The sequence below is a fragment of the Janthinobacterium sp. SUN137 genome (assembly GCF_030587265.1).
In the GTDB taxonomy this organism is placed as follows: domain Bacteria; phylum Pseudomonadota; class Gammaproteobacteria; order Burkholderiales; family Burkholderiaceae_D; genus Janthinobacterium; species Janthinobacterium kumbetense.
The window spans coordinates 81,572-100,251 of the sequence record NZ_JAPWHZ010000001.1 but is presented as its reverse complement, the minus strand read 5'-3'; the positions used below and the strand labels follow the sequence as shown (position 1 = coordinate 100,251).

Here is an 18,680-nt window from a genome sequence, read left to right as displayed (position 1 = left end):
TAGGAGTCATCATGGCAGTTCAACAGAACAAGAAAACCCCTTCCAAGCGCGGCATGCACCGTTCGCACGACTTCCTGGTCGCGCCGCAATTGAGCGTCGAGCCAGTTACCGGCGAAACACACATGCGTCACCATATCAGCCCTAACGGCTTCTATCGTGGCCGTAAAGTGTTGAAGACCAAAAACGACGAGTAATCGACGTTTTTGTTGGGTAAGATGAAAGCGGTGTTGCGTGGTTATTCGGCGTGGCGCCGCTTCTTCTTTTTTATCGGCTGCAATTCATCTTGCGCACCCGTCATTTTGAATCAAGCTTGCTCAGGCGGTGCATGACATGCTGCGCCCTGCATATGCTCCAGTCCGATTCACATCTTGCCGCACGCCCGCAGCGGTATTGAATCAACACAAATGACAATCAAAATTTCTATCGACTGCATGGGCGGAGATCACGGTCCCTCAGTCACTATCCCCGCAGCAATTTCCTTCGTAAAACATGAGCCTGAAGCCGAACTGATCCTTGTTGGATTGGAAGACGTGATCCGTGCCGAACTGAAAAAACATAAAGCCGACACGCATCCGCGCCTGTCGGTATTGCATGCCTCCGAACAAGTTACCATGGACGATCCCCTGGAAGTGGCCTTGCGCCGCAAGAAGGATTCCTCCATGCGCGTGGCCATCGAACAGGTCAAGAACGGCGTGGCGCAAGCCTCCGTTTCCGCCGGTAATACGGCAGCCCTGATGGCCGTGTCGCGCTATGTATTGAAAACCATGTCCGGCGTCGACCGCCCGGCCATCTGCAGCATCTTGCCGAATCAAAAGAACGGCCCCACCTACATGCTGGACCTGGGCGCCAACGTCGATTGCGAACCGCATCACTTGCACCAGTTCGCCATCATGGGTTCCGTGCTCGTGTCCGCCATGGAAGGCATCGCACGCCCCACGATCGGCTTGCTGAACGTGGGCACGGAAGATATCAAGGGCAATGAAGTGGTGAAACTCACCTCGAAGCTGCTTCAGGCCGACCACGAGCGTGGCGCGCTGAACTTCTACGGCAACGTGGAAGGCAACGATATCTTCAAGGGTACGACCGATATCGTCGTCTGCGACGGTTTTGTCGGCAATGTCACCCTGAAAGCCATCGAGGGCCTGGCGCGCTTCATGAAAGACGTGCTCACTTCCGAATTCAAGCGCAATCCGATTACCATGCTGGGCGCGCTGATCGCCCGCGGGGCCTTGAAAGCCATCGGCAACCGCTTGAATCCATCGCGTTACAACGGCGCCAGCCTGCTGGGCTTGCGTGGTCTCGTCTTCAAGAGCCATGGCAGCGCCGATGCCTATTCCTTCGAATGGGCCTTGCGCCGCGCCTTTGATGCGGCAAAAAATGACGTGCAAGCGCACCTGGCCAGCCTGATCGCCGAGCTGATGCCGCGCACGCCAGTACCGGACGAACCTACATCAACAAGCTCTACCATTTAGTGGACGGGTATTTGCATGACTGTTTTTAGCAAAACTTACAGCAAAATTATCGGTACCGGCAGCTACTTGCCGGAGAAGCGCGTCACCAACCAGGATCTGACCGAACAGCTCGCCGCCAAGGGCATCGAGACGTCGGATGAATGGATCGTGTCGCGCAGCGGCATTTCGGCGCGCCATTACGCGGCGCCGTCGCAAAACTCCTCGGACCTGGGCGTGGAAGCGGCCAAGAAGGCCCTGGAAATGGCTGGCCTGAACGGCAACGACCTGGACCTGATCATCGTCGCCAGCTCGACCCCCGATTTCTTCGGCAGCTTCCCCAGCACGGCCTGCATCGTGCAAAACAAGCTGAGCATCACGAACAACTGCGCCGCCGTCGACGTGCAAGCCGTCTGCAGCGGTTTCGTGTATGCGGTGGCCACGGCCGACAGCTTCATCCAGTCGGGCATGCACAAGAACGTGCTGGTGATCGGCGCCGAAGTGTTTTCGCGCATCCTCAATTTCGACGACCGCGGCACTTGCGTGCTGTTCGGCGACGGCGCCGGCGCCATCGTCATGACGGCATCGAAAGAGCCGGGCATCCTGGCTACCAAGCTGCACGCGGACGGCCGCCACTCGAACATCCTCAGCGTGCCGGGCAGCCTGGCTGGCGGCGCACTGGACGGCAGCGCCTTCCTGTACATGGATGGCCCGGCCGTGTTCAAGCTGGCCGTGTCCGTACTGGAAAAAGTCGCGCACGAAGCCCTGGAACATGCCAACATGACCTCGGACCAGATCGACTGGCTGATCCCGCACCAGGCGAACATCCGCATCATGAACAGCACGGCCAAGAAACTCGGCTTGCCGCTGGACAAGATGGTCGTCACCGTCGATCAGCATGGCAACACCTCGGCCGCCTCGATTCCGCTGGCGCTCGATATCGCCGTGCGCGACGGCCGCGTCAAGAAGGGCGACAACGTCATGATGGAAGGCGTGGGCGGCGGCTTTACCTGGGGCGCCGTGCTGGCGCGCATGTAATCCCGCAACATTATTAAAAAAACGGAGTCGACATGACACAATTTGCATTTGTTTTCCCAGGCCAAGGCTCGCAAGCGATTGCGATGCTCGACGGTTTCGCCGGCAACCCCGTGGTTGCGCAGACCGTCGCCGAAGCGTCGGACGCCCTGCAATTCGACCTGGGCAAGCTGATCGCCGAAGGTCCGAAGGAAGAGCTGGATCTCACCACCAACACGCAACCGGTGATGCTGACGGCGGCCGTGGCCTTCTACCGCGCCTGGCTGGCGGCCGGCGGCCCCGTGCCGACGGTCGTGGCCGGTCACAGTCTCGGTGAATACTCGGCGCTGGTCGCCGCCGGCGTCATTTCCTTCAAGGATGCCGTGCCGCTCGTGCGTTTCCGCGCGCAAGCCATGCAGGAAGCCGTGCCCGTCGGGCAGGGCACGATGGCTGTCGTGCTGGGCCTGTCGGATGACGACGTGCGCGCCGCCTGTGCGGAAGCGGCGGCGGAAAACCCGGCCTTGGTGGTCGAGCCCGTCAATTTCAATGCGCCAGCGCAAGTCGTCATCGCCGGCCACACGGCTGCGGTCGAGCGCGCCTGCGAACTGGCCAAGGCCAAGGGCGCCAAGCGCGCCATGAAACTGCCCGTCTCCGCGCCATTCCATTCGTCGCTGCTGAAGCCCGCGTCGGACCGTTTGCGCGAGTACATGGCTGGCCTGACGTTCGCCGCGCCGCAGATCGCCCTGATCAACAACGTCGACGTGGCCATCGTCAACGACGTGGCCGGCATCAAGGATGCGCTGGTGCGCCAGGCGGCCAGCCCCGTGCGCTGGGTGGAAACCATGCAAAAGGTTGCCGCGGACGGCATCACGCAAGTGATCGAATGCGGTCCGGGCAAGGTCCTGATGGGCCTGGCCAAGCGCATCGACCCGGTGCTGGTGGGCGACGCCATCGTCGACCAGGCTTCGCTGGAACGCATTTTGACGCAGCTCAAATAAACATCAGATCGCGGCAGGCTGCCTGCCGCGGTTGCTCTTAAGGATACTCATGAATTTAGCAAATCAAGTCGTGCTGGTCACGGGCGCCTCGCGCGGCATCGGCCGCGCCATCGCCACCGAACTGGGCAAGCAGGGCGCCACCGTGGTTGGCACCGCCACCTCGGAAAGCGGCGCGCAAGCGATTACCGATTACCTGGCCGCCGAAGGCGTGGCAGGCAAGGGCCTGGTCCTGAATGTGACCGATGCGGCGCGCTGCGCGGCTGTCGTCGATGAAGTGCAGAAAACCTACGGCAGCCTGTCGATCCTCGTCAACAATGCGGGCATCACGCAAGACCAGCTGGCCATGCGCATGAAGGATGAAGAGTGGGACAGCGTCATCTCGACGAACCTGTCGGCCGTGGGCCGCCTGTCGCGCGCCGTGCTGCGTGGCATGATGAAAGCCAAAACTGGGCGTATCATCAACATCACGTCGGTCGTGGCTTCGTCGGGTAATCCGGGGCAAATGAATTACGCGGCGGCCAAGGCCGGCGTGGAAGGCATGAGCCGCGCCCTGGCGCGCGAAATCGGCAGCCGCAACATTACCGTGAACTGCATCGCGCCGGGCTTCATCGATACCGACATGACCAAGGCCCTGAGCGAAGAGCAGCATGCGGCCCTGTTGACGCAAATTCCCCTGTCCCGCCTGGGCAAACCGGAAGACGTGGCAGCGGCCGTGGCCTTTTTGGCCTCGCCGCAAGCGGCGTATATCACGGGCACGACCCTGCACGTGAACGGCGGAATGTACATGAATTGATGTGAAAGGTAGACAGGGCGGGCGTTTGTGGCATGATTCAACGGTCGTTTTTGTCTATAATCGCATCTTTTAGCAGCAGCTTCGGTTGAATTAGCAGCAGACACCGAAATTAGTATTCGGACGCGCAAACCTGATAAAATGCGCGCACTTTCCGTAACACACACTTTGGAGCCATAACATGTCGGATATCGAACAACGCGTTAAGAAAATCGTCGCTGAGCAACTGGGCGTTGCAGAAGCAGACATCAAAATCGAATCCTCCTTCGTCGACGACCTGGGCGCCGATTCCCTGGACACCGTGGAACTGGTGATGGCCCTGGAAGACGAATTCGAAATGGAAATCCCTGACGAACAAGCTGAAAAAATCACCACCGTGCAACAGGCGATCGACTACGCCACCGCACACGTCAAGGCCTAAGCCTGTCTGACCGACTTCAGGAGAATCGCTTGAGCCGTTCTAAAAACCGTCGTGTTGTTGTCACCGGCCTGGGTTGCGTTTCACCAGTCGGCAATACTATTGCCGAGGCGTGGGGCGCAATCATTGAAGGTAAATCCGGCATTGCCACGATTACCAAGTTTGATGCACAGCCATTCACCACGCATTTTGCCGGTGAAGTCAAAGGTTTCAATATCGAAGAGTACATCTCCGGTAAGGAAGCCCGCCATATGGATACCTTTATCCATTACGGCATGGCTGCAGGCATCCAGGCGATGCAGGACTCCGGCCTGGAAGTGACCGAAGAAAACGCCGAGCGTATCGGCGTGATCATCGGTTCCGGTATCGGCGGCTTGCCGCTGATCGAGGAAACCAAGTCCGAGTACGAAAAGCGCGGTCCGCGCCGTATCTCGCCATTTTTCGTGCCTGCCTCGATCATTAACATGATCTCTGGCAACCTTTCGATCAAATATGGTCTGAAGGGCCCGAACCTGGCGATCGTTACAGCGTGCACCACCGGTTTGCACAGCATCGGTGCCGCAGCGCGCATGATCGAGTACGGCGATGCCGACGTCATGATCGCCGGCGGTGCCGAATCGACCGTGTCGCCGCTGGGCCTGGGCGGTTTCGCTTCGGCACGTGCCTTGTCGACCCGCAACGACGATCCGGCAACGGCATCGCGTCCGTGGGATGCCGACCGCGACGGCTTCGTGCTGGGCGAGGGCGCTGGCGTCATGGTGCTGGAAGAGTACGAGCACGCGGTGGCCCGCGGTGCCAAGATCTATGCCGAAGTGCATGGTTTCGGGATGAGCGCAGATGCTTATCACATGACCTCGCCGCTGGAAGATGGTAGCGGCGGCAGCAAATCGGTGATCGCGGCCCTCGACAACGCAGGCTTGAACGCGGATCAGATTCAGTACCTGAACGCGCACGGCACGTCGACCCCGCAAGGCGACGTGGCGGAAGTGATGGGCATCAAGCGCACCTTCGGTGATCACGCCAAGAAGCTGGTCGTCAACTCGACCAAGTCGATGACGGGCCATTTGCTGGGCGGCGCGGGCGGTCTGGAAGCGGTGTTTACGGTCCTGGCATTGCACCATCAGGTGTCGCCTCCGACCATCAACATCTTCAACCAGGATCCGGCGTGCGATCTCGATTTCTGTGCCAACACGGCGCGTGACATGAAGATCGATTATGCAGTGAAAAATTCGTTCGGCTTCGGCGGCACGAATGGCACGCTGATTTTCGGTAAAGCGAAATAAGCAGGAACTTTCAAGCGCTCGCTACGGTCAAATCGTAGTGAGCGCTGATTCGCCGCCAACGTTCGTTGGCGGCTGAATTTGCCCGGCATGGTGCCGGCGCGCCTTTTTTCTCCCATGAACTATGTCGATCGCGGTAGCGGCTGTCATTCGCACGCCTGTCTGTTTGCGCCTGTTGCAAGCGGTGCTGGGACTGTGCGCCTTGCTGGCCGCCTGGCCCTTGAGCGGTCTCTGGCGCAGTCTGCCCGCGTCCGGCCAGCTGGTGGGCGGCTATGCGCTGGGCTGGAGCGGTGCCTTGCTGAGTGCGGCTGGCGGCGTGTTTTTGCTGGCTTTGCTGCGCCGGCGCAGAAAGCCGCAGGCGCTTGATATTTCGCCGGTCGGGCAGTTGCGGCTGGCGGTATATCTGGAGCATGGCGCGGCGCCGGATGCCGGTGCTGCCGGGCTGGCGCAGCCGGCCGGGCCGGGGCCTGTGGCGGCGCCGGGGCTGCGCCTGTTGCCGGGCACGACCCTGTGGCCGTCGCTGCTGGTGCTGTGCCTGGCGGATGCCGCCGGACGGCGCACGGCGGTGCTGGTGCAGCGCGGCGGCAGTTGCACCGCCTTCCGCCCGCTGGCCGTGGCTTGCCGGGCGATCGCGGCACGGAACAGGGAAGAATAAAAGTGGGACGAACACTGAACTTCTTGCAGCGGGCCAACTCTATATCCATACAGGCGCCCACGCTGCATGACTACAGGGACATCGGGCGTGAGGACAGAGCGCGAGTATGATCAGTTACTGGTCGAGCGGGTGCAGGCTGGCGACAAACGGGCATTCGATGTGCTGGTATCGAAATATCAGCGCCGCTTGATGCGCCTGGTGTCGCGCCTCGTGCATGACCCGGCGGAGGCCGAAGATGTGGTGCAGGAAACCTTTATCAAGGCATACCGGGCGCTGCGCCATTTTCGCGGCGAGGCCGCCTTTTATACCTGGCTGTACCGCATCGGCATCAATACGGCCAAGAATTATCTCGTCACGCAGGGGCGGCGCGCCGCCACATCCAGCGACGCCGACGCCGAGCAGGCGGAGTCTTTCGATGACGGCAATAAATTGCGCGACAACAATACGCCCGAATCGGTGCTGGCCAGCAAGCAGATTGCCGCCACCGTCAATGCTGCCATGGATGTGCTGCCCATCGAATTGCGCACGGCCATCGTGCTGCGCGAGATCGAGGGCCTGAGCTATGAAGAAATATCGGAGATCATGGCGTGCCCCATCGGCACCGTGCGCAGCCGGATTTTTCGCGCGCGCGAAGTGATTGCGGAGAAATTGAAGCCGTTGTTGGACATGCCGATTGACAAGCGCTGGTAATCTGGAGAGTATGAGGTTGGCATGGCTGCGACCGGTTTCCGCACCGATCCTCTTGAAATGGCAGGACCCATCATGGATACGCATACACGATTGCACGAGACTATTTCCGCGCTGGCCGATGGCGAGCTGGCGGCCAGCGAACTCGAACTGGCGTTTGCCGCCCTCGATACGCCATCGGGACGGCAAGCCTGGGATGCCTATCGCCATATCGGTGAGGTGCTGCGCTCGGAGCAGTACGGCCATGCGCTGAGCGCCCAATTCGATGCGCGCCTGGCCAGCCGCCTGGCCGCGGAGCCTGCACCCGAAGAGTCCGCTGCCCATGCGGAACCGCTGCCGCCCCTGGCCGCCGGCATCGTGCCGCCTGGCGTGGCCGAACCGCTGGAGGCGGGGCCGCTGGCGCAGCGCTAGCTGGCCCCTCGTCCATCTTATGCCTGGCTTAACCTTCCCGTCGCCCCCTTGACACTGGCCTTCCGTACGATTGACACTGTGCGCAGGCAATATCTTGCTTTTGCGATATATTGTTGCATTGTTTGCCATGCGCGCTGTCAGGTGGGTTTGCCCCTGGATTTCCGTCATGACGGCCAATCATGCGCGCAGGCAATCGCCTGATCCGCGTTTTGAACCGTTTATATACTCGAAAAGATCCTTTCCATGAAAAAAAACATGTGTGCCGCCAGCAAGTCGTTTTCAGTGAAGACGCTTTCCGCCTTATTGTTCGGTACGGCTGGCGTCTTCCTTGCTCCCACCATGCTGGGCCTGGCGCCACAGGCGCAGGCCGCCGTGCCGGCCGTGAAACTGCCTGATTTCTCGGACCTGGTCGACGCCGTGGGCCCGGCCGTGGTGAATATTCGTACCACCGAACGCCTGAAAATGGGCGGCGCCGGGGCTGGCGCGGGCGGTCAGGATGAGCAGGAAATGCAGGAATTCCTGCGCCGCTTCTTTGGCGGCGCCATGCCCGCGCCGCGCCAGCAGGCGCCCCGTGGCGGCCGCCGCGCCGTGCCGCAGGAGCAGGAAGTGCAGCGCGGCGTCGGTTCCGGCTTCATCATTTCGGCCGATGGCTACGTGCTGAGCAACGCCCACGTGGTCGACGGCGCCGACGAAGTGTATGTGACCCTGACGGACAAGCGCGAATTCAAGGCCAAGGTGATCGGTGCCGATGCGCGCACCGACGTGGCCCTGCTGAAAATCGAGGGCGCCAACTTGCCGCGCCTGACCATCGGCGACTCGAACAAGATCCGCGTGGGCGAGTGGGTGATCGCCATCGGCTCGCCATTCAACCTGGAAAATACCGTGACGGCAGGCATTATTTCCGCCAAGTCACGCGATACGGGCGATTACCTGCCCCTGATCCAGAGCGACGTGGCCGTCAACCCCGGCAACTCCGGTGGTCCGCTGATCAATATGCGCGGCGAGGTGATCGGCATCAATTCGCAGATCGCCACCTTGTCCGGCGCCTACAATGGCATTTCGTTTGCCGTGCCCATCGATGAAGCCATGCGCGTGGGCGAGCAGCTGAAAAAGACGGGGAAAGTCGTGCGCGGACGCATCGGCGTGCAGATCGGCGAAGTGAGCAAGGATGTGGCGGAATCGCTGGGCTTGCCGAACGCCAAGGGTGCGCAAGTATCGATGGTGGAGCCGGGCGGTCCGGCCGACAAGGCGGGCATCAAGCCGGGCGACATCATCCTGAAATTCAACGGCGCGCAGATCGAGCGTTCATCCGACCTGCCGCGCCTGGTAGGCGGCGCCGCCGTCAACGGCAAATCCACCGTCACCGTCTGGCGCAAGGGCGCGCAGCAGGACATTCCCGTCACCGTCGTCGAGCTGGAAAGCGAGAAAACGGCGAAGAAGGGCGCCAAGGAGCCGGAAGCGCAAGCCGTCAATGCGCTGGGATTGAAAGTCAGCGACGTGCCGGCCGCGAAGAAGCAGGAGCTGAAGATCGAGGCGGGCGTGCTGGTCGACGATGCCGACGGCGTGGCGGCCCTGGCCGGCCTGCAGCCTGGCGACGTGATCTTGCAATTGAACAACGTTGCCGTGAAAGACGCCAAGCAGTTCAATGCCCTGGTCGCCAAGCTCGATCCGAAAAAGTCGTCGGCCGTGCTGGTGCGCCGTGGCGACGTGGCGCAATTCGTTTCGCTGCGTCCGTCTGCCAAGTGAGTTTCTGATTCCATCCGCATCCCGGCTCCGGCCGGGATGCCTTTCCCTTTTCTTCATGCACTTCACCCTCTATTCCCGCAGTTATTGCCATTTGTGCCAGGACATGCTGGACGCCTTGCTCCTGCTGCAAGCGCCCGGAAAGCCATTCACCGTGGACGTGATCGATATCGATGCGTCGCCCGACGCCTCGCTGCTGGCCCGTTTCGACGAGCTGGTACCGGTGCTGTTCGGTGACCTGGCGCAGCCCGAGCTATGCCATTATTTCCTCGATGAGGCAGCGGTACGGCGCTGCCTGACGTAGCTTAAATACCAATATTGACACTGCATTGCACCATTCTGGTGCCGAAAACAGCCGAAAATGTCGGCTTGGCCCGGTGCCGGCCTCATAAGACGGGCTTTCTACTCTGAAATCCGGTAAAATGGGGAGGTCGAAAAAGCTACTGTCCGAGGCAGCAGCTTCTGTCGCTTCAAAAGCGCTCGCCTGGGCATGCAGATGTCCTGCTCGGAGCGCTTTTTTCATCATGAGTGGGGCGCCTGGTTCTGGCCCTGTTTGGCCCGGACATGATTCCCCTGATTCCTGTTAAAGCAGTGTCGTCAACTTCGCACTTATATTAGTTAATGAACAACATACGCAATTTCTCCATCATCGCCCATATTGACCACGGTAAATCGACCCTGGCTGACCGCATCATTCAATTGTGCGGCGGCTTGTCCGACCGCGAGATGGAGGCGCAGGTGCTCGATTCGATGGATCTGGAGCGCGAGCGCGGCATTACCATCAAGGCGCAAACGGCGGCCCTGCACTACAAGGCGCGCGATGGCCAGATCTACAATCTGAACCTGATCGATACGCCAGGCCACGTCGACTTCAGCTATGAAGTGTCGCGCTCGCTGTCGGCGTGCGAAGGCGCGCTGCTGGTTGTTGACGCATCGCAAGGCGTGGAAGCGCAAACCGTGGCCAACTGCTACACGGCGCTGGACCTGGGCGTGGAAGTGGTGCCCGTGCTGAACAAGATCGACTTGCCGAACGCGGATCCTCCGAGCGCCATTGCCGAGATCGAAGACGTGATCGGCATCGACGCGGGCGACGCCGTGCATTGCTCGGCCAAGACGGGCTTCGGCGTGCTGGACGTGCTCGAACAATTGATCGTCAAGGTGCCGCCACCGAAGGGCGACCCCGATGCGCCGCTGCAGGCGCTGATCGTCGACTCCTGGTATGACGCCTATGTGGGCGTGGTCATGCTGGTGCGCGTCATCAACGGCACCCTGAAACCGAAAGACAAGATCCGCCTGATGGCCACCGATTCGGTGCAGCTGGTGGAAGACATCGGCGTGTTTTCGCCCCGTTCGCAATCCTTGCCGCAACTGTCGGCAGGCCAGGTGGGCTTCATCATCGCCGGCATCAAGGAATTGAAAGCGGCGAAAGTGGGCGACACCGTGACCCTGGCCAACCGTCCGGCCGCCGCGCCATTGCCTGGCTTCAAGGAAGTGCAGCCGCAAGTGTTCGCCGGCCTGTTCCCCGTGGAAGCGAACCAGTACGACGCGCTGCGCGACTCGCTGGAAAAACTGAAGCTGAACGACGCGGCCCTGATGTACGAGCCGGAAGTGTCGCAGGCGCTGGGCTTCGGCTTCCGCTGCGGCTTCCTGGGCTTGCTGCACATGGAAATCGTGCAGGAACGCCTCGAACGCGAATTCGACATGGACCTGATCACCACGGCACCTACCGTGGTGTACGAAGTGATCCAGCGCGACGGCACCATGATTAACGTCGACAATCCGTCGAAGATGCCCGATCCGTCGCGCATCGAGGAAGTGCGCGAGCCTATCGTCACGGTCAATCTGTACATGCCGCAGGAATACGTGGGCTCCGTGATCACCCTGTGTATCGGCAAGCGCGGCATCCAGATGGACATGAGCTACCACGGCCGCCAGGTCAAGCTGGTGTATGAAATGCCGATGGCCGAGATCGTGCTGGACTTCTTCGACCGCCTGAAATCGACGTCGCGCGGCTATGCCTCGATGGATTACGAGTTCAAGGAATACCGCGCGGCCGACGTGGTCAAGGTCGACATGCTGATCAACAGCGAAAAAGTCGATGCGCTGGCCATCATCGTCCACCGTTCGAACAGCCAGTACCGCGGCCGCCAGGTGGCTGCCAAGATGCGTGAACTGATTCCGCGCCAGATGTTCGACGTGGCCATCCAGGCGACCATCGGCGCGAACATCATTTCGCGCGAGAACGTGAAAGCCTTGCGCAAGAACGTGCTGGCCAAGTGCTATGGCGGCGACATCAGCCGCAAGAAAAAATTGCTGGAAAAACAAAAGGCGGGTAAGAAACGCATGAAGCAAGTGGGTTCCGTGGAGATCCCGCAAGAAGCATTCCTGGCAATTTTACAAGTGGATGGTTAATACATGAACCTGCAAGTGATTTTAGGAAATTTCGCTTTAATCCTGTTCGTGCTGATGGTGTTGACGGGCCTGGTCTGGTGCCTGGATGTGTTTTATCTGTCCAAGCAGCGCCGCAAGGCGGCCGACCTTGCCCTGGCCGAGTTCGATGCGCGCCAGTCCAAGCTGGCCGCCGAGGGCATCAAGTCCGATGCGGGCGGCAGCCGCGCCACCATCGAGGCGGCCCTGTTGCGCCAGCCGACCTGGGTCGAGTATTCGGGCAGCTTCTTCCCCGTCATCGCCCTCGTGTTCTGCCTGCGCTCGTTCCTGTACGAGCCATTCAAGATCCCGTCGAGCTCGATGGTGCCGACCTTGCTGGTGGGCGATTTGATCCTGGTCAACAAGTTTACTTATGGCATTCGTTTGCCGATCGTCAACAAGCGCATCATTGAAGTCAACGATCCGCAGCGCGGCGACGTCATGGTGTTCAAGTACCCGAAAGATATGTCGCAAGACTATATCAAGCGCGTGATCGGTGTGCCCGGTGATAAAATCACCTATGAAAACAAGCGCTTGACGGTCAACGGCAAGGAAGTGCAATACACGCCGCTGGACGACTACCTGGACGATGAAAGCACCGTGTACCACAAGCAGCTGGAAGAAAACCTGACGGGCGTGAGCCACCGCATCCTCAACGACGAGCCTGCTCCTACGTTGAACTTGCGCGAAGTGAAGGATTTCCCGCACAAGGAGTCGTGCGACTACAACGAAGACGGTTTCACTTGTGTGGTACCAGCAGGCAACTACTTCATGATGGGCGACAACCGCGACAATAGCGCGGACAGCCGCTACTGGGGCTTCGTGCCGAACGAGAACATCGTCGGCAAGGCTTTCCTGGTGTGGATGAACTTCAGCAATCCGAAACGCGTGGGCGGCATACACTAAGCCGTCCCTATGGCTGCCGCGCCGATTCCCCGCGCGGCGGCCAGCCGAATTACTCAGATGACACAGAAACAACAATGAATCTTCAGTTATTGCAAACCCGTTTAGGCTATACGTTCCAGGATGCTGGCCTGTTGCAGCAAGCCTTGACGCATCGTAGCCACAGCAGTTTGCATAACGAGCGGCTGGAATTCCTCGGCGACTCCATCCTCAACTGCGTGGTCGCTTCCATCCTGTACGAGCGCTTCAAGTCCATCGACGAGGGCGACCTGTCGCGCCTGCGCGCGAATCTGGTGAAGCAGCAGTCGCTGTATGAAATCGCGCAAAAGCTGGAACTGTCGCAATTCCTGCGCCTGGGCGAAGGCGAGCTGAAGTCGGGCGGTTTCCGCCGCCCGTCCATCCTCGCCGATACCCTGGAAGCCTTGCTGGGCGCGATTTTCCTCGACACGGGCTTCGACGCCGCCAGCACGGTGATCCGCGCCTTCTACATCCCCATCCTCGACTCGGTCGATCCGCAAACCCTGGGCAAGGATGCCAAGACCCTGCTGCAGGAGTTTTTGCAAAGCAAGAAAATTTCGCTGCCACAATACAACGTGGTGGCTACCCACGGCGCCGCCCACAGCCAGGAATTCGAGATCGAATGCCTGGTGCCGAAATTGAACATCCAGGTCTACGGCCGTGGCGGAAGCCGCCGCGCCGGTGAGCAAGCCGCCGCCAAACTGGCGCTCGACGTGGCCGAGCAGGCGCTGTTGAAGTCGCCAGCCGCCAGCCGCAAGCCGAAACCGCGCGCCGCTCAGCTCAAGCTGGCCGGCATTGCCACCATCCAGAGCGACGACGCGGCAGCCCCAGCTGCCCCGGCGATCGCCGCTCACACTAAACAGAATCGACACTAGCATGACAGCCACCAAAATGCCCGACAACTTCCGCTGTGGCTATATCGCCATCGTGGGCCGCCCGAACGTGGGCAAATCGACCCTGATGAACGTGCTGATCGGCGCGAAGGTCAGCATCACTTCGCGCAAGGCGCAAACGACGCGCCACCGCATCACGGGCATCCAGACGGTGCCGGACGCGCAATTCATCTACGTCGACACGCCGGGCTTCCAGACGCGCCACTCGAACGCGCTGAACAAGACGCTCAACAAGACCGTCACCAACACCCTGATTTCCTCGGACGTGATCTTGTACGTGATCGAGGCGGGCACCTTCGGCCCGGCCGACCAGCAAGTGATGGACCTGCTGCCGAAGGAAGTGCCGTGCATCCTCGTCATCAATAAATCGGACCGCGTGAAGGACAAGGCCGTGCTGCTGCCGTTCGCGCAAAAGATCGCCGCCATGCGCGACTTCGCCGCCATCGTGCCTGTGTCCGCCAAGCTGCACTTCCAGCTGGAAGGCTTGCAGGACGAGATCAAGCGTTTCCTGCCGGAAAACCAGCCGATCTTTGGACCGGACGACATCACGGACCGCAGCGAGAAATTCCTCGCCTCGGAAATCGTGCGCGAAAAACTGTTCCGCTTCGTCGGCGACGAACTGCCGTACACGAGTACCGTGCTGATCGAGAAATTCGAGCAGGAAGGCGATCTGCGCCGCGTGTTTGCCGCCATCCTGGTCGAGCGCGATACGCACAAGTCCATGATTATCGGCAACAAGGGCGCGCGCCTGAAGGAAGTCTCCACCCAGGCCCGCCTGGACATGGAAAAGCTGTTCGGCGGCCCCGTGTACCTGGAAATCTGGGTCAAGGTCAAATCGGGCTGGGCCGACAACGAGGCGGGCTTGCGCGCCTACGGCTACGAGTAATCCGCAACCCGGGGGCGACGCCACACGCATGAGCACCACCACGCCAGCGCTGCACGATCTTGCGCCAGCTTCATCTGCTGCATCCGCACCTGTCCCCGCGCCGGCGGCCATCGCGCCGCCGGCCGCAGCTCCTGTCACTCCTGCCGCGCCGCGGCGCAGCCGTCCGCCCGCGCGCGACGGACGCATCACGGGCCAGCCAGCCTTCGTGCTGCACAGCTATCCGCATAAAGAAACCAGCCTCATCGTCGACGTGTTTACACGCGAATACGGCCGCATCGCGCTTGTCGCCAAGGGCGCCAAGCGGCCCCATTCGCAGTTGCGCGGCGTGCTGCAGACGTTCCAGCCCCTGCAGGCGGGCTGGACGGGCAAGTCCGAGCTGCGCATCTTGACGGGCGCCGAATGGGTGGGCGGTATGTTGCCGCTGGAAAAGACCGCCTTGCTGTGCGGCTTCTATTTGAACGAATTGCTGGTCAAATTGCTCGCGCGCGACGATCCGCATCCCGTCCTGTTCGACCACTACGTTGCCACCTTGAATCAACTGGCGCACAATGAGCCGCCGCCCATCGTGCTGCGCAAGTTCGAGCGCGCCCTGCTCAAGGAGACGGGCGTGGCGGCCGACCTGACGCGCTGCACCGGCACGCGCCAGGCCGTCGATGCGGGGCAGGTGTACGTGGTCGACCCGGAACGGGGGCCGCGGCCGGCGCGCGCCAGCGATGCCTGGCCCAGGATCACGGGCAAGACCCTGCTCGACATGGAGCGCGAAGATTATCTTGACGCGGCCACGCAGGCGCAAAGCAAGCTGCTGATGCGCTTTTTGCTGGCCCATCAACTGGGCGGCGCCACCTTGAATACGCGCCAGATACTGATCGATTTAATGCAGCTGTAGCTGCGGTTTGCAGCAGGACAGCACTTTACGGATACCATCACTATGAGCTTTTTGCAGCCTTCCGGCCCCGTCATCGACCTGGGCGTCAATATCGACCACGTGGCCACCTTGCGCAATGCGCGCGGCACCGCCTACCCGGACCCGATCCGCGCGGCCCTGCTGGCCGAACAGGCGGGCGCCGACGCCATCACCCTGCATCTGCGCGAAGACCGCCGCCACATCAAGGATGCGGACGTGATCGCCATCGCCCCGCAATTGCTCACGCGCATGAACCTGGAAGCGGCCGTGACGGCCGAGATGATCGACTTCGCCTGCCGCATCAAGCCGGCGGACGTGTGCCTGGTGCCGGAAAAGCGTACGGAAGTGACGACCGAGGGTGGCCTGGACGTGGTGCGCTACTTCAAAGAAGTGCAGGCGGCCGTGCAGCAGCTGCAAGGCGAGGGCATCCGCGTAAGCCTGTTCATCGATGCCGATGAGCAACAGATCGCCGCCGCCGCCGAGCTGGGTGCGCCCGTGATTGAGCTGCACACGGGCCGCTATGCCGATACGCAAGGCGCCGAGCAGCTGGCCGAGCTGGAACGCATCAAGGCGGGCGTGCTGTTCGGCGTGGGCCGCAGCTTGAAGGTCAACGCGGGCCACGGCTTGCATTACACCAATGTGCAAGCGATCGCCGCCATTCCCGATATCGCCGAGCTGAACATCGGCCACGCCATCGTCGCGCACGCCGTGTTTGTCGGCTGGGAAAATGCCGTGCGTGAAATGAAGGCTATCATGGTGGCCACGCGCCTGGGCCACAGGGCCTGAAAAGGGAGCTCAGCATGATTTACGGCATCGGTACCGATATCTGCAAGATTCCCCGCATCGAGGCGGCCCTGGCGCGCCACGGCGAGCGTTTCGCGAAAAAGATACTGGGGCCGCAGGAGCTGGAAAAGTTCCGTGCCCGCAGCGCCAAGAATGCCGTGCGCGGCGTGCGTTTCCTCGCCACGCGCTTCGCGGCCAAGGAGGCGTTTTCCAAGGCCATCGGCCTGGGCTTGCGCATGCCGATGACCTGGCCCGCCGCGCAGATGCTGAACCATCCCAGCGGCAAGCCGATGATCGTCTGTAGCGGCGTGCTGGCCGAGTTCATGGAGCAGCATCGCCTGAGCGCGCAAGTGACCATCAGCGATGAGGAAGAGTATGCGGTCGCGTTCGTGATCGTGGAACAGGCAGTGTAACTATAAGTGCGCAATGAGCCAGCAATGACCGAAGCAAGCCCAGAATCTTCCTTGGCGGAAACGCCGCCCGACCCGCGCGCGCAGGTGCTGGCCACCGTCGCCAAGCTGCCGAATTTGCCCGGCGTGTACCGCTATTTCGACGCCGCAGACAAGGTGCTGTACGTCGGCAAGGCGCGCGACCTGAAAAAGCGCGTGTCCAGCTATTTCCAGAAGAACCTGGCCAGTCCCCGCATCGCCATGATGGTCGAGCGCATCGCGCGCCTGGAAACGACCGTCACGCACAGCGAGGCGGAAGCATTGATCCTGGAAAACAACCTGATCAAGGCGCTGCAACCGCGCTACAACATCCTGTTCCGCGACGACAAGTCGTATCCATACCTGAAGATCACCAATGGCGATGCGCCGCGCATGGTGTATTACCGGGGCGCGGTGGACAAGAAAAACCAGTATTTCGGGCCGTTCCCCAGTTCCTGGGCCGTCAAGGAATCGATGCAGATCCTGCAAAAGGTTTTTCTCATCCGCACCTGCGAGGATAGCGTGTACGCCAACCGCACGCGGCCCTGCCTGCTGCACCAGATCGGCCGCTGCAGCGCGCCGTGCGTGGACCTGATCAGCAAGGAAGACTATAAGAACGACGTGGAAAACGCGGCGCGCTTCCTGCGCGGGCGCCAGAGCGAGGTGATGGCCGACCTGGAAAAGAAGATGCATGCGTTTGCCGCCGAACTGAAGTTCGAGCAAGCCGTGGTGGTGCGCAACCAGATCGCCTCGCTGTCGCGCGTGCTGCACCAGCAAAGCATGGAAACGACGGGCGACGCCGATGTCGACATCCTCGCCGTGCTGGTGCAGGGCGGACGCGCCTGCGTCAACCTGGCCATGGTGCGCGGCGGGCGCCATCTGGGCGACCGGGCCTACTTCCCCAGCCAGCTTAGCGATGCGGCGGCGATTGCCGAGGAACCGATCGAGGTGGAAGTGCTGGCCGCCTTCCTGGCGCAGCACTACACGGAAAAATTCATTCCCGGCACTCTGATCCTGAATATCGAATTCGACCAGCCAGCCCTGATGGTGGCGCTGATGGAGCAGTGCGGCCACCGTATCAACCTGATCTTCCAGCCGCAGGGTCAACGCCGCCAATGGCTGGAGATGGCGCAAAAGGGCGCCGAGATTTCGCTGGCCCGATTGTTGTCGGAGCAGGGCTCGCAGCAATCGCGCACGCGCGCGCTAGCCGAGGCGCTGCGCCTGGAAACGGAAGACCTCGACAGCCTGCGCGTGGAGTGCTTCGACATCAGTCACACGCAGGGCGAGGCGACGCAGGCGTCGTGCGTCGTATTCCACCACCACGCCATGCAGAACGGCGAATATCGGCGCTACAACATCAACGACATCACCCCCGGCGACGATTACGCGGCCATGCGCCAGGTCCTCATGCGCCGCTACGAGAAAGTGGCGAATGGCGATGGCGTCATGCCCGACGTGGTCTTGATCGACGGCGGCAAGGGCCAGATCGAAATGGCGCGCCAGGTGTTCGCCGAGCTGGGACTCGATATCAGCTTGATTGTCGGCGTGGCCAAGGGGGAAGGGCGCAAGGTGGGCCTGGAAACCCTGCTGTTCGTCGATGGCCGCGCGGCCCAGGAGCTGGGCAAGGAATCGGCGGCCCTGATGCTGATCGCGCAAATCCGCGACGAGGCGCACCGCTTCGCCATCACGGGCATGCGCGCCAAGCGGGCCAAGACGCGCCAGACCTCGCGCCTGGAAGAAATCGAGGGCATCGGCGCCAAGCGCCGCCAGAAGCTGCTGTCGCGCTTTGGCGGCTTGCGCGGCGTGGTCGACGCCAGCGTCGAGGACCTGATGTCGGTGGAGGGGATTTCCACGCAGCTGGCAGAAGAAATCTACAAGCAGCTGCATTAGAACGCCCCACCAAACCTACTGCGCGTCGCGACTTGCGGCCTGCGATGCTCACTGGCTCGGCGCCCCCGTGTCAAGCACAGTTGCGCTTCTCGGTCGCAATTCGC

20 protein-coding genes are annotated in these 18,680 nt (G+C 61.3%); all 20 read left to right on the top strand.

The window, feature by feature from the left end; translation table 11 throughout:
* Positions 1 to 11 precede the first annotated feature (11 nt).
* A complete protein-coding gene (gene rpmF / locus O3298_RS00485) occupies positions 12 to 194 on the top strand; it encodes a 50S ribosomal protein L32 (RefSeq protein WP_034749653.1) in 183 nt (60 codons plus the stop codon).
* 210 nt (positions 195 to 404) lie between these two features.
* Positions 405 to 1,472 (top strand): phosphate acyltransferase PlsX, encoded by a 1,068-nt coding sequence (gene plsX, locus O3298_RS00480; RefSeq protein ID WP_034779241.1) that lies wholly within the window; start codon positions 405 to 407, stop codon positions 1,470 to 1,472.
* 15 nt (positions 1,473 to 1,487) lie between these two features.
* Positions 1,488 to 2,486 carry a beta-ketoacyl-ACP synthase III gene (locus O3298_RS00475; protein WP_305058268.1) on the top strand — a complete coding sequence of 333 codons (999 nt, stop codon included), beginning with the start codon at positions 1,488 to 1,490 and terminating at the stop codon, positions 2,484 to 2,486.
* A 32-nt stretch (positions 2,487 to 2,518) separates the two neighbouring features.
* Positions 2,519 to 3,460, top strand: coding sequence for an ACP S-malonyltransferase (gene fabD / locus O3298_RS00470; RefSeq protein WP_077406717.1), 942 nt, complete (start codon positions 2,519 to 2,521; stop codon positions 3,458 to 3,460).
* 49 nt (positions 3,461 to 3,509) lie between these two features.
* Positions 3,510 to 4,253 carry a 3-oxoacyl-ACP reductase FabG gene (gene fabG, locus O3298_RS00465; protein WP_035820245.1) on the top strand — a complete coding sequence of 248 codons (744 nt, stop codon included), beginning with the start codon at positions 3,510 to 3,512 and terminating at the stop codon, positions 4,251 to 4,253.
* 178 nt (positions 4,254 to 4,431) lie between these two features.
* A complete protein-coding gene (gene acpP, locus O3298_RS00460) occupies positions 4,432 to 4,671 on the top strand; it encodes an acyl carrier protein (RefSeq protein WP_008449912.1) in 240 nt (79 codons plus the stop codon).
* A 29-nt stretch (positions 4,672 to 4,700) separates the two neighbouring features.
* Complete coding sequence (gene fabF / locus O3298_RS00455; RefSeq protein WP_099667260.1) at positions 4,701 to 5,951, top strand: beta-ketoacyl-ACP synthase II; 1,251 nt, start codon at positions 4,701 to 4,703, stop codon at positions 5,949 to 5,951.
* Between the two features lie 163 nt (positions 5,952 to 6,114).
* Positions 6,115 to 6,603 (top strand): hypothetical protein, encoded by a 489-nt coding sequence (locus tag O3298_RS00450; RefSeq protein WP_305058267.1) that lies wholly within the window; start codon positions 6,115 to 6,117, stop codon positions 6,601 to 6,603.
* Between the two features lie 66 nt (positions 6,604 to 6,669).
* Entirely contained in the window at positions 6,670 to 7,293 is a 624-nt protein-coding gene (rpoE, locus tag O3298_RS00445) for an RNA polymerase sigma factor RpoE (RefSeq protein ID WP_171985072.1), read from the top strand.
* A 72-nt stretch (positions 7,294 to 7,365) separates the two neighbouring features.
* A complete protein-coding gene (locus tag O3298_RS00440) occupies positions 7,366 to 7,701 on the top strand; it encodes a sigma-E factor negative regulatory protein (protein WP_077406705.1) in 336 nt (111 codons plus the stop codon).
* A gap of 243 nt (positions 7,702 to 7,944) precedes the next feature.
* A complete protein-coding gene (locus O3298_RS00435; protein ID WP_289910721.1) occupies positions 7,945 to 9,447 on the top strand; it encodes a DegQ family serine endoprotease in 1,503 nt (500 codons plus the stop codon).
* 55 nt (positions 9,448 to 9,502) lie between these two features.
* Positions 9,503 to 9,748: a glutaredoxin family protein gene (locus O3298_RS00430; RefSeq protein WP_289904347.1), complete on the top strand. Its 246-nt coding sequence runs from the start codon at positions 9,503 to 9,505 to the stop codon at positions 9,746 to 9,748.
* A gap of 317 nt (positions 9,749 to 10,065) precedes the next feature.
* Entirely contained in the window at positions 10,066 to 11,856 is a 1,791-nt protein-coding gene (gene lepA, locus O3298_RS00425) for a translation elongation factor 4 (RefSeq protein WP_034749621.1), read from the top strand.
* 3 nt (positions 11,857 to 11,859) lie between these two features.
* Entirely contained in the window at positions 11,860 to 12,777 is a 918-nt protein-coding gene (gene lepB, locus O3298_RS00420; protein WP_099667264.1) for a signal peptidase I, read from the top strand.
* Positions 12,778 to 12,851: 74 nt separating this feature from the next.
* Positions 12,852 to 13,667 (top strand): ribonuclease III, encoded by an 816-nt coding sequence (rnc, locus tag O3298_RS00415; RefSeq protein ID WP_077406693.1) that lies wholly within the window; start codon positions 12,852 to 12,854, stop codon positions 13,665 to 13,667.
* Between the two features lies 1 nt (position 13,668).
* Entirely contained in the window at positions 13,669 to 14,571 is a 903-nt protein-coding gene (era, locus tag O3298_RS00410; protein WP_099667265.1) for a GTPase Era, read from the top strand.
* A gap of 28 nt (positions 14,572 to 14,599) precedes the next feature.
* Complete coding sequence (recO, locus tag O3298_RS00405; RefSeq protein WP_289910719.1) at positions 14,600 to 15,457, top strand: DNA repair protein RecO; 858 nt, start codon at positions 14,600 to 14,602, stop codon at positions 15,455 to 15,457.
* A 42-nt stretch (positions 15,458 to 15,499) separates the two neighbouring features.
* On the top strand, positions 15,500 to 16,261 hold the full coding sequence (gene pdxJ, locus O3298_RS00400) for a pyridoxine 5'-phosphate synthase (RefSeq protein ID WP_305058266.1): 762 nt from the start codon (positions 15,500 to 15,502) through the stop codon (positions 16,259 to 16,261).
* A 14-nt stretch (positions 16,262 to 16,275) separates the two neighbouring features.
* Positions 16,276 to 16,671 carry a holo-ACP synthase gene (gene acpS / locus O3298_RS00395; protein ID WP_289910717.1) on the top strand — a complete coding sequence of 132 codons (396 nt, stop codon included), beginning with the start codon at positions 16,276 to 16,278 and terminating at the stop codon, positions 16,669 to 16,671.
* Between the two features lie 24 nt (positions 16,672 to 16,695).
* Complete coding sequence (uvrC, locus tag O3298_RS00390; protein WP_077406680.1) at positions 16,696 to 18,576, top strand: excinuclease ABC subunit UvrC; 1,881 nt, start codon at positions 16,696 to 16,698, stop codon at positions 18,574 to 18,576.
* Positions 18,577 to 18,680: the final 104 nt, after the last annotated feature.

Excerpts from the sequence above, each read along its gene's own strand:
- rpmF (WP_034749653.1), top strand. The coding sequence starts at position 12 with ATGGCAGTTCAACAGAACAAGAAAACCCCTTCCAAGCGCGGCATGCAC.
- plsX (WP_034779241.1), top strand. The coding sequence starts at position 405 with ATGACAATCAAAATTTCTATCGACTGCATGGGCGGAGATCACGGTCCC.
- O3298_RS00475 (WP_305058268.1), top strand. The coding sequence starts at position 1,488 with ATGACTGTTTTTAGCAAAACTTACAGCAAAATTATCGGTACCGGCAGC.
- fabD (WP_077406717.1), top strand. The coding sequence starts at position 2,519 with ATGACACAATTTGCATTTGTTTTCCCAGGCCAAGGCTCGCAAGCGATT.
- fabG (WP_035820245.1), top strand. The coding sequence starts at position 3,510 with ATGAATTTAGCAAATCAAGTCGTGCTGGTCACGGGCGCCTCGCGCGGC.
- acpP (WP_008449912.1), top strand. The coding sequence starts at position 4,432 with ATGTCGGATATCGAACAACGCGTTAAGAAAATCGTCGCTGAGCAACTG.
- rpoE (WP_171985072.1), top strand. The coding sequence starts at position 6,670 with ATGACTACAGGGACATCGGGCGTGAGGACAGAGCGCGAGTATGATCAG.
- O3298_RS00440 (WP_077406705.1), top strand. The coding sequence starts at position 7,366 with ATGGATACGCATACACGATTGCACGAGACTATTTCCGCGCTGGCCGAT.
- O3298_RS00435 (WP_289910721.1), top strand. The coding sequence starts at position 7,945 with ATGAAAAAAAACATGTGTGCCGCCAGCAAGTCGTTTTCAGTGAAGACG.
- O3298_RS00430 (WP_289904347.1), top strand. The coding sequence starts at position 9,503 with ATGCACTTCACCCTCTATTCCCGCAGTTATTGCCATTTGTGCCAGGAC.
- lepA (WP_034749621.1), top strand. The coding sequence starts at position 10,066 with ATGAACAACATACGCAATTTCTCCATCATCGCCCATATTGACCACGGT.
- lepB (WP_099667264.1), top strand. The coding sequence starts at position 11,860 with ATGAACCTGCAAGTGATTTTAGGAAATTTCGCTTTAATCCTGTTCGTG.
- rnc (WP_077406693.1), top strand. The coding sequence starts at position 12,852 with ATGAATCTTCAGTTATTGCAAACCCGTTTAGGCTATACGTTCCAGGAT.
- era (WP_099667265.1), top strand. The coding sequence starts at position 13,669 with ATGACAGCCACCAAAATGCCCGACAACTTCCGCTGTGGCTATATCGCC.
- recO (WP_289910719.1), top strand. The coding sequence starts at position 14,600 with ATGAGCACCACCACGCCAGCGCTGCACGATCTTGCGCCAGCTTCATCT.
- pdxJ (WP_305058266.1), top strand. The coding sequence starts at position 15,500 with ATGAGCTTTTTGCAGCCTTCCGGCCCCGTCATCGACCTGGGCGTCAAT.
- acpS (WP_289910717.1), top strand. The coding sequence starts at position 16,276 with ATGATTTACGGCATCGGTACCGATATCTGCAAGATTCCCCGCATCGAG.
- uvrC (WP_077406680.1), top strand. The coding sequence starts at position 16,696 with ATGACCGAAGCAAGCCCAGAATCTTCCTTGGCGGAAACGCCGCCCGAC.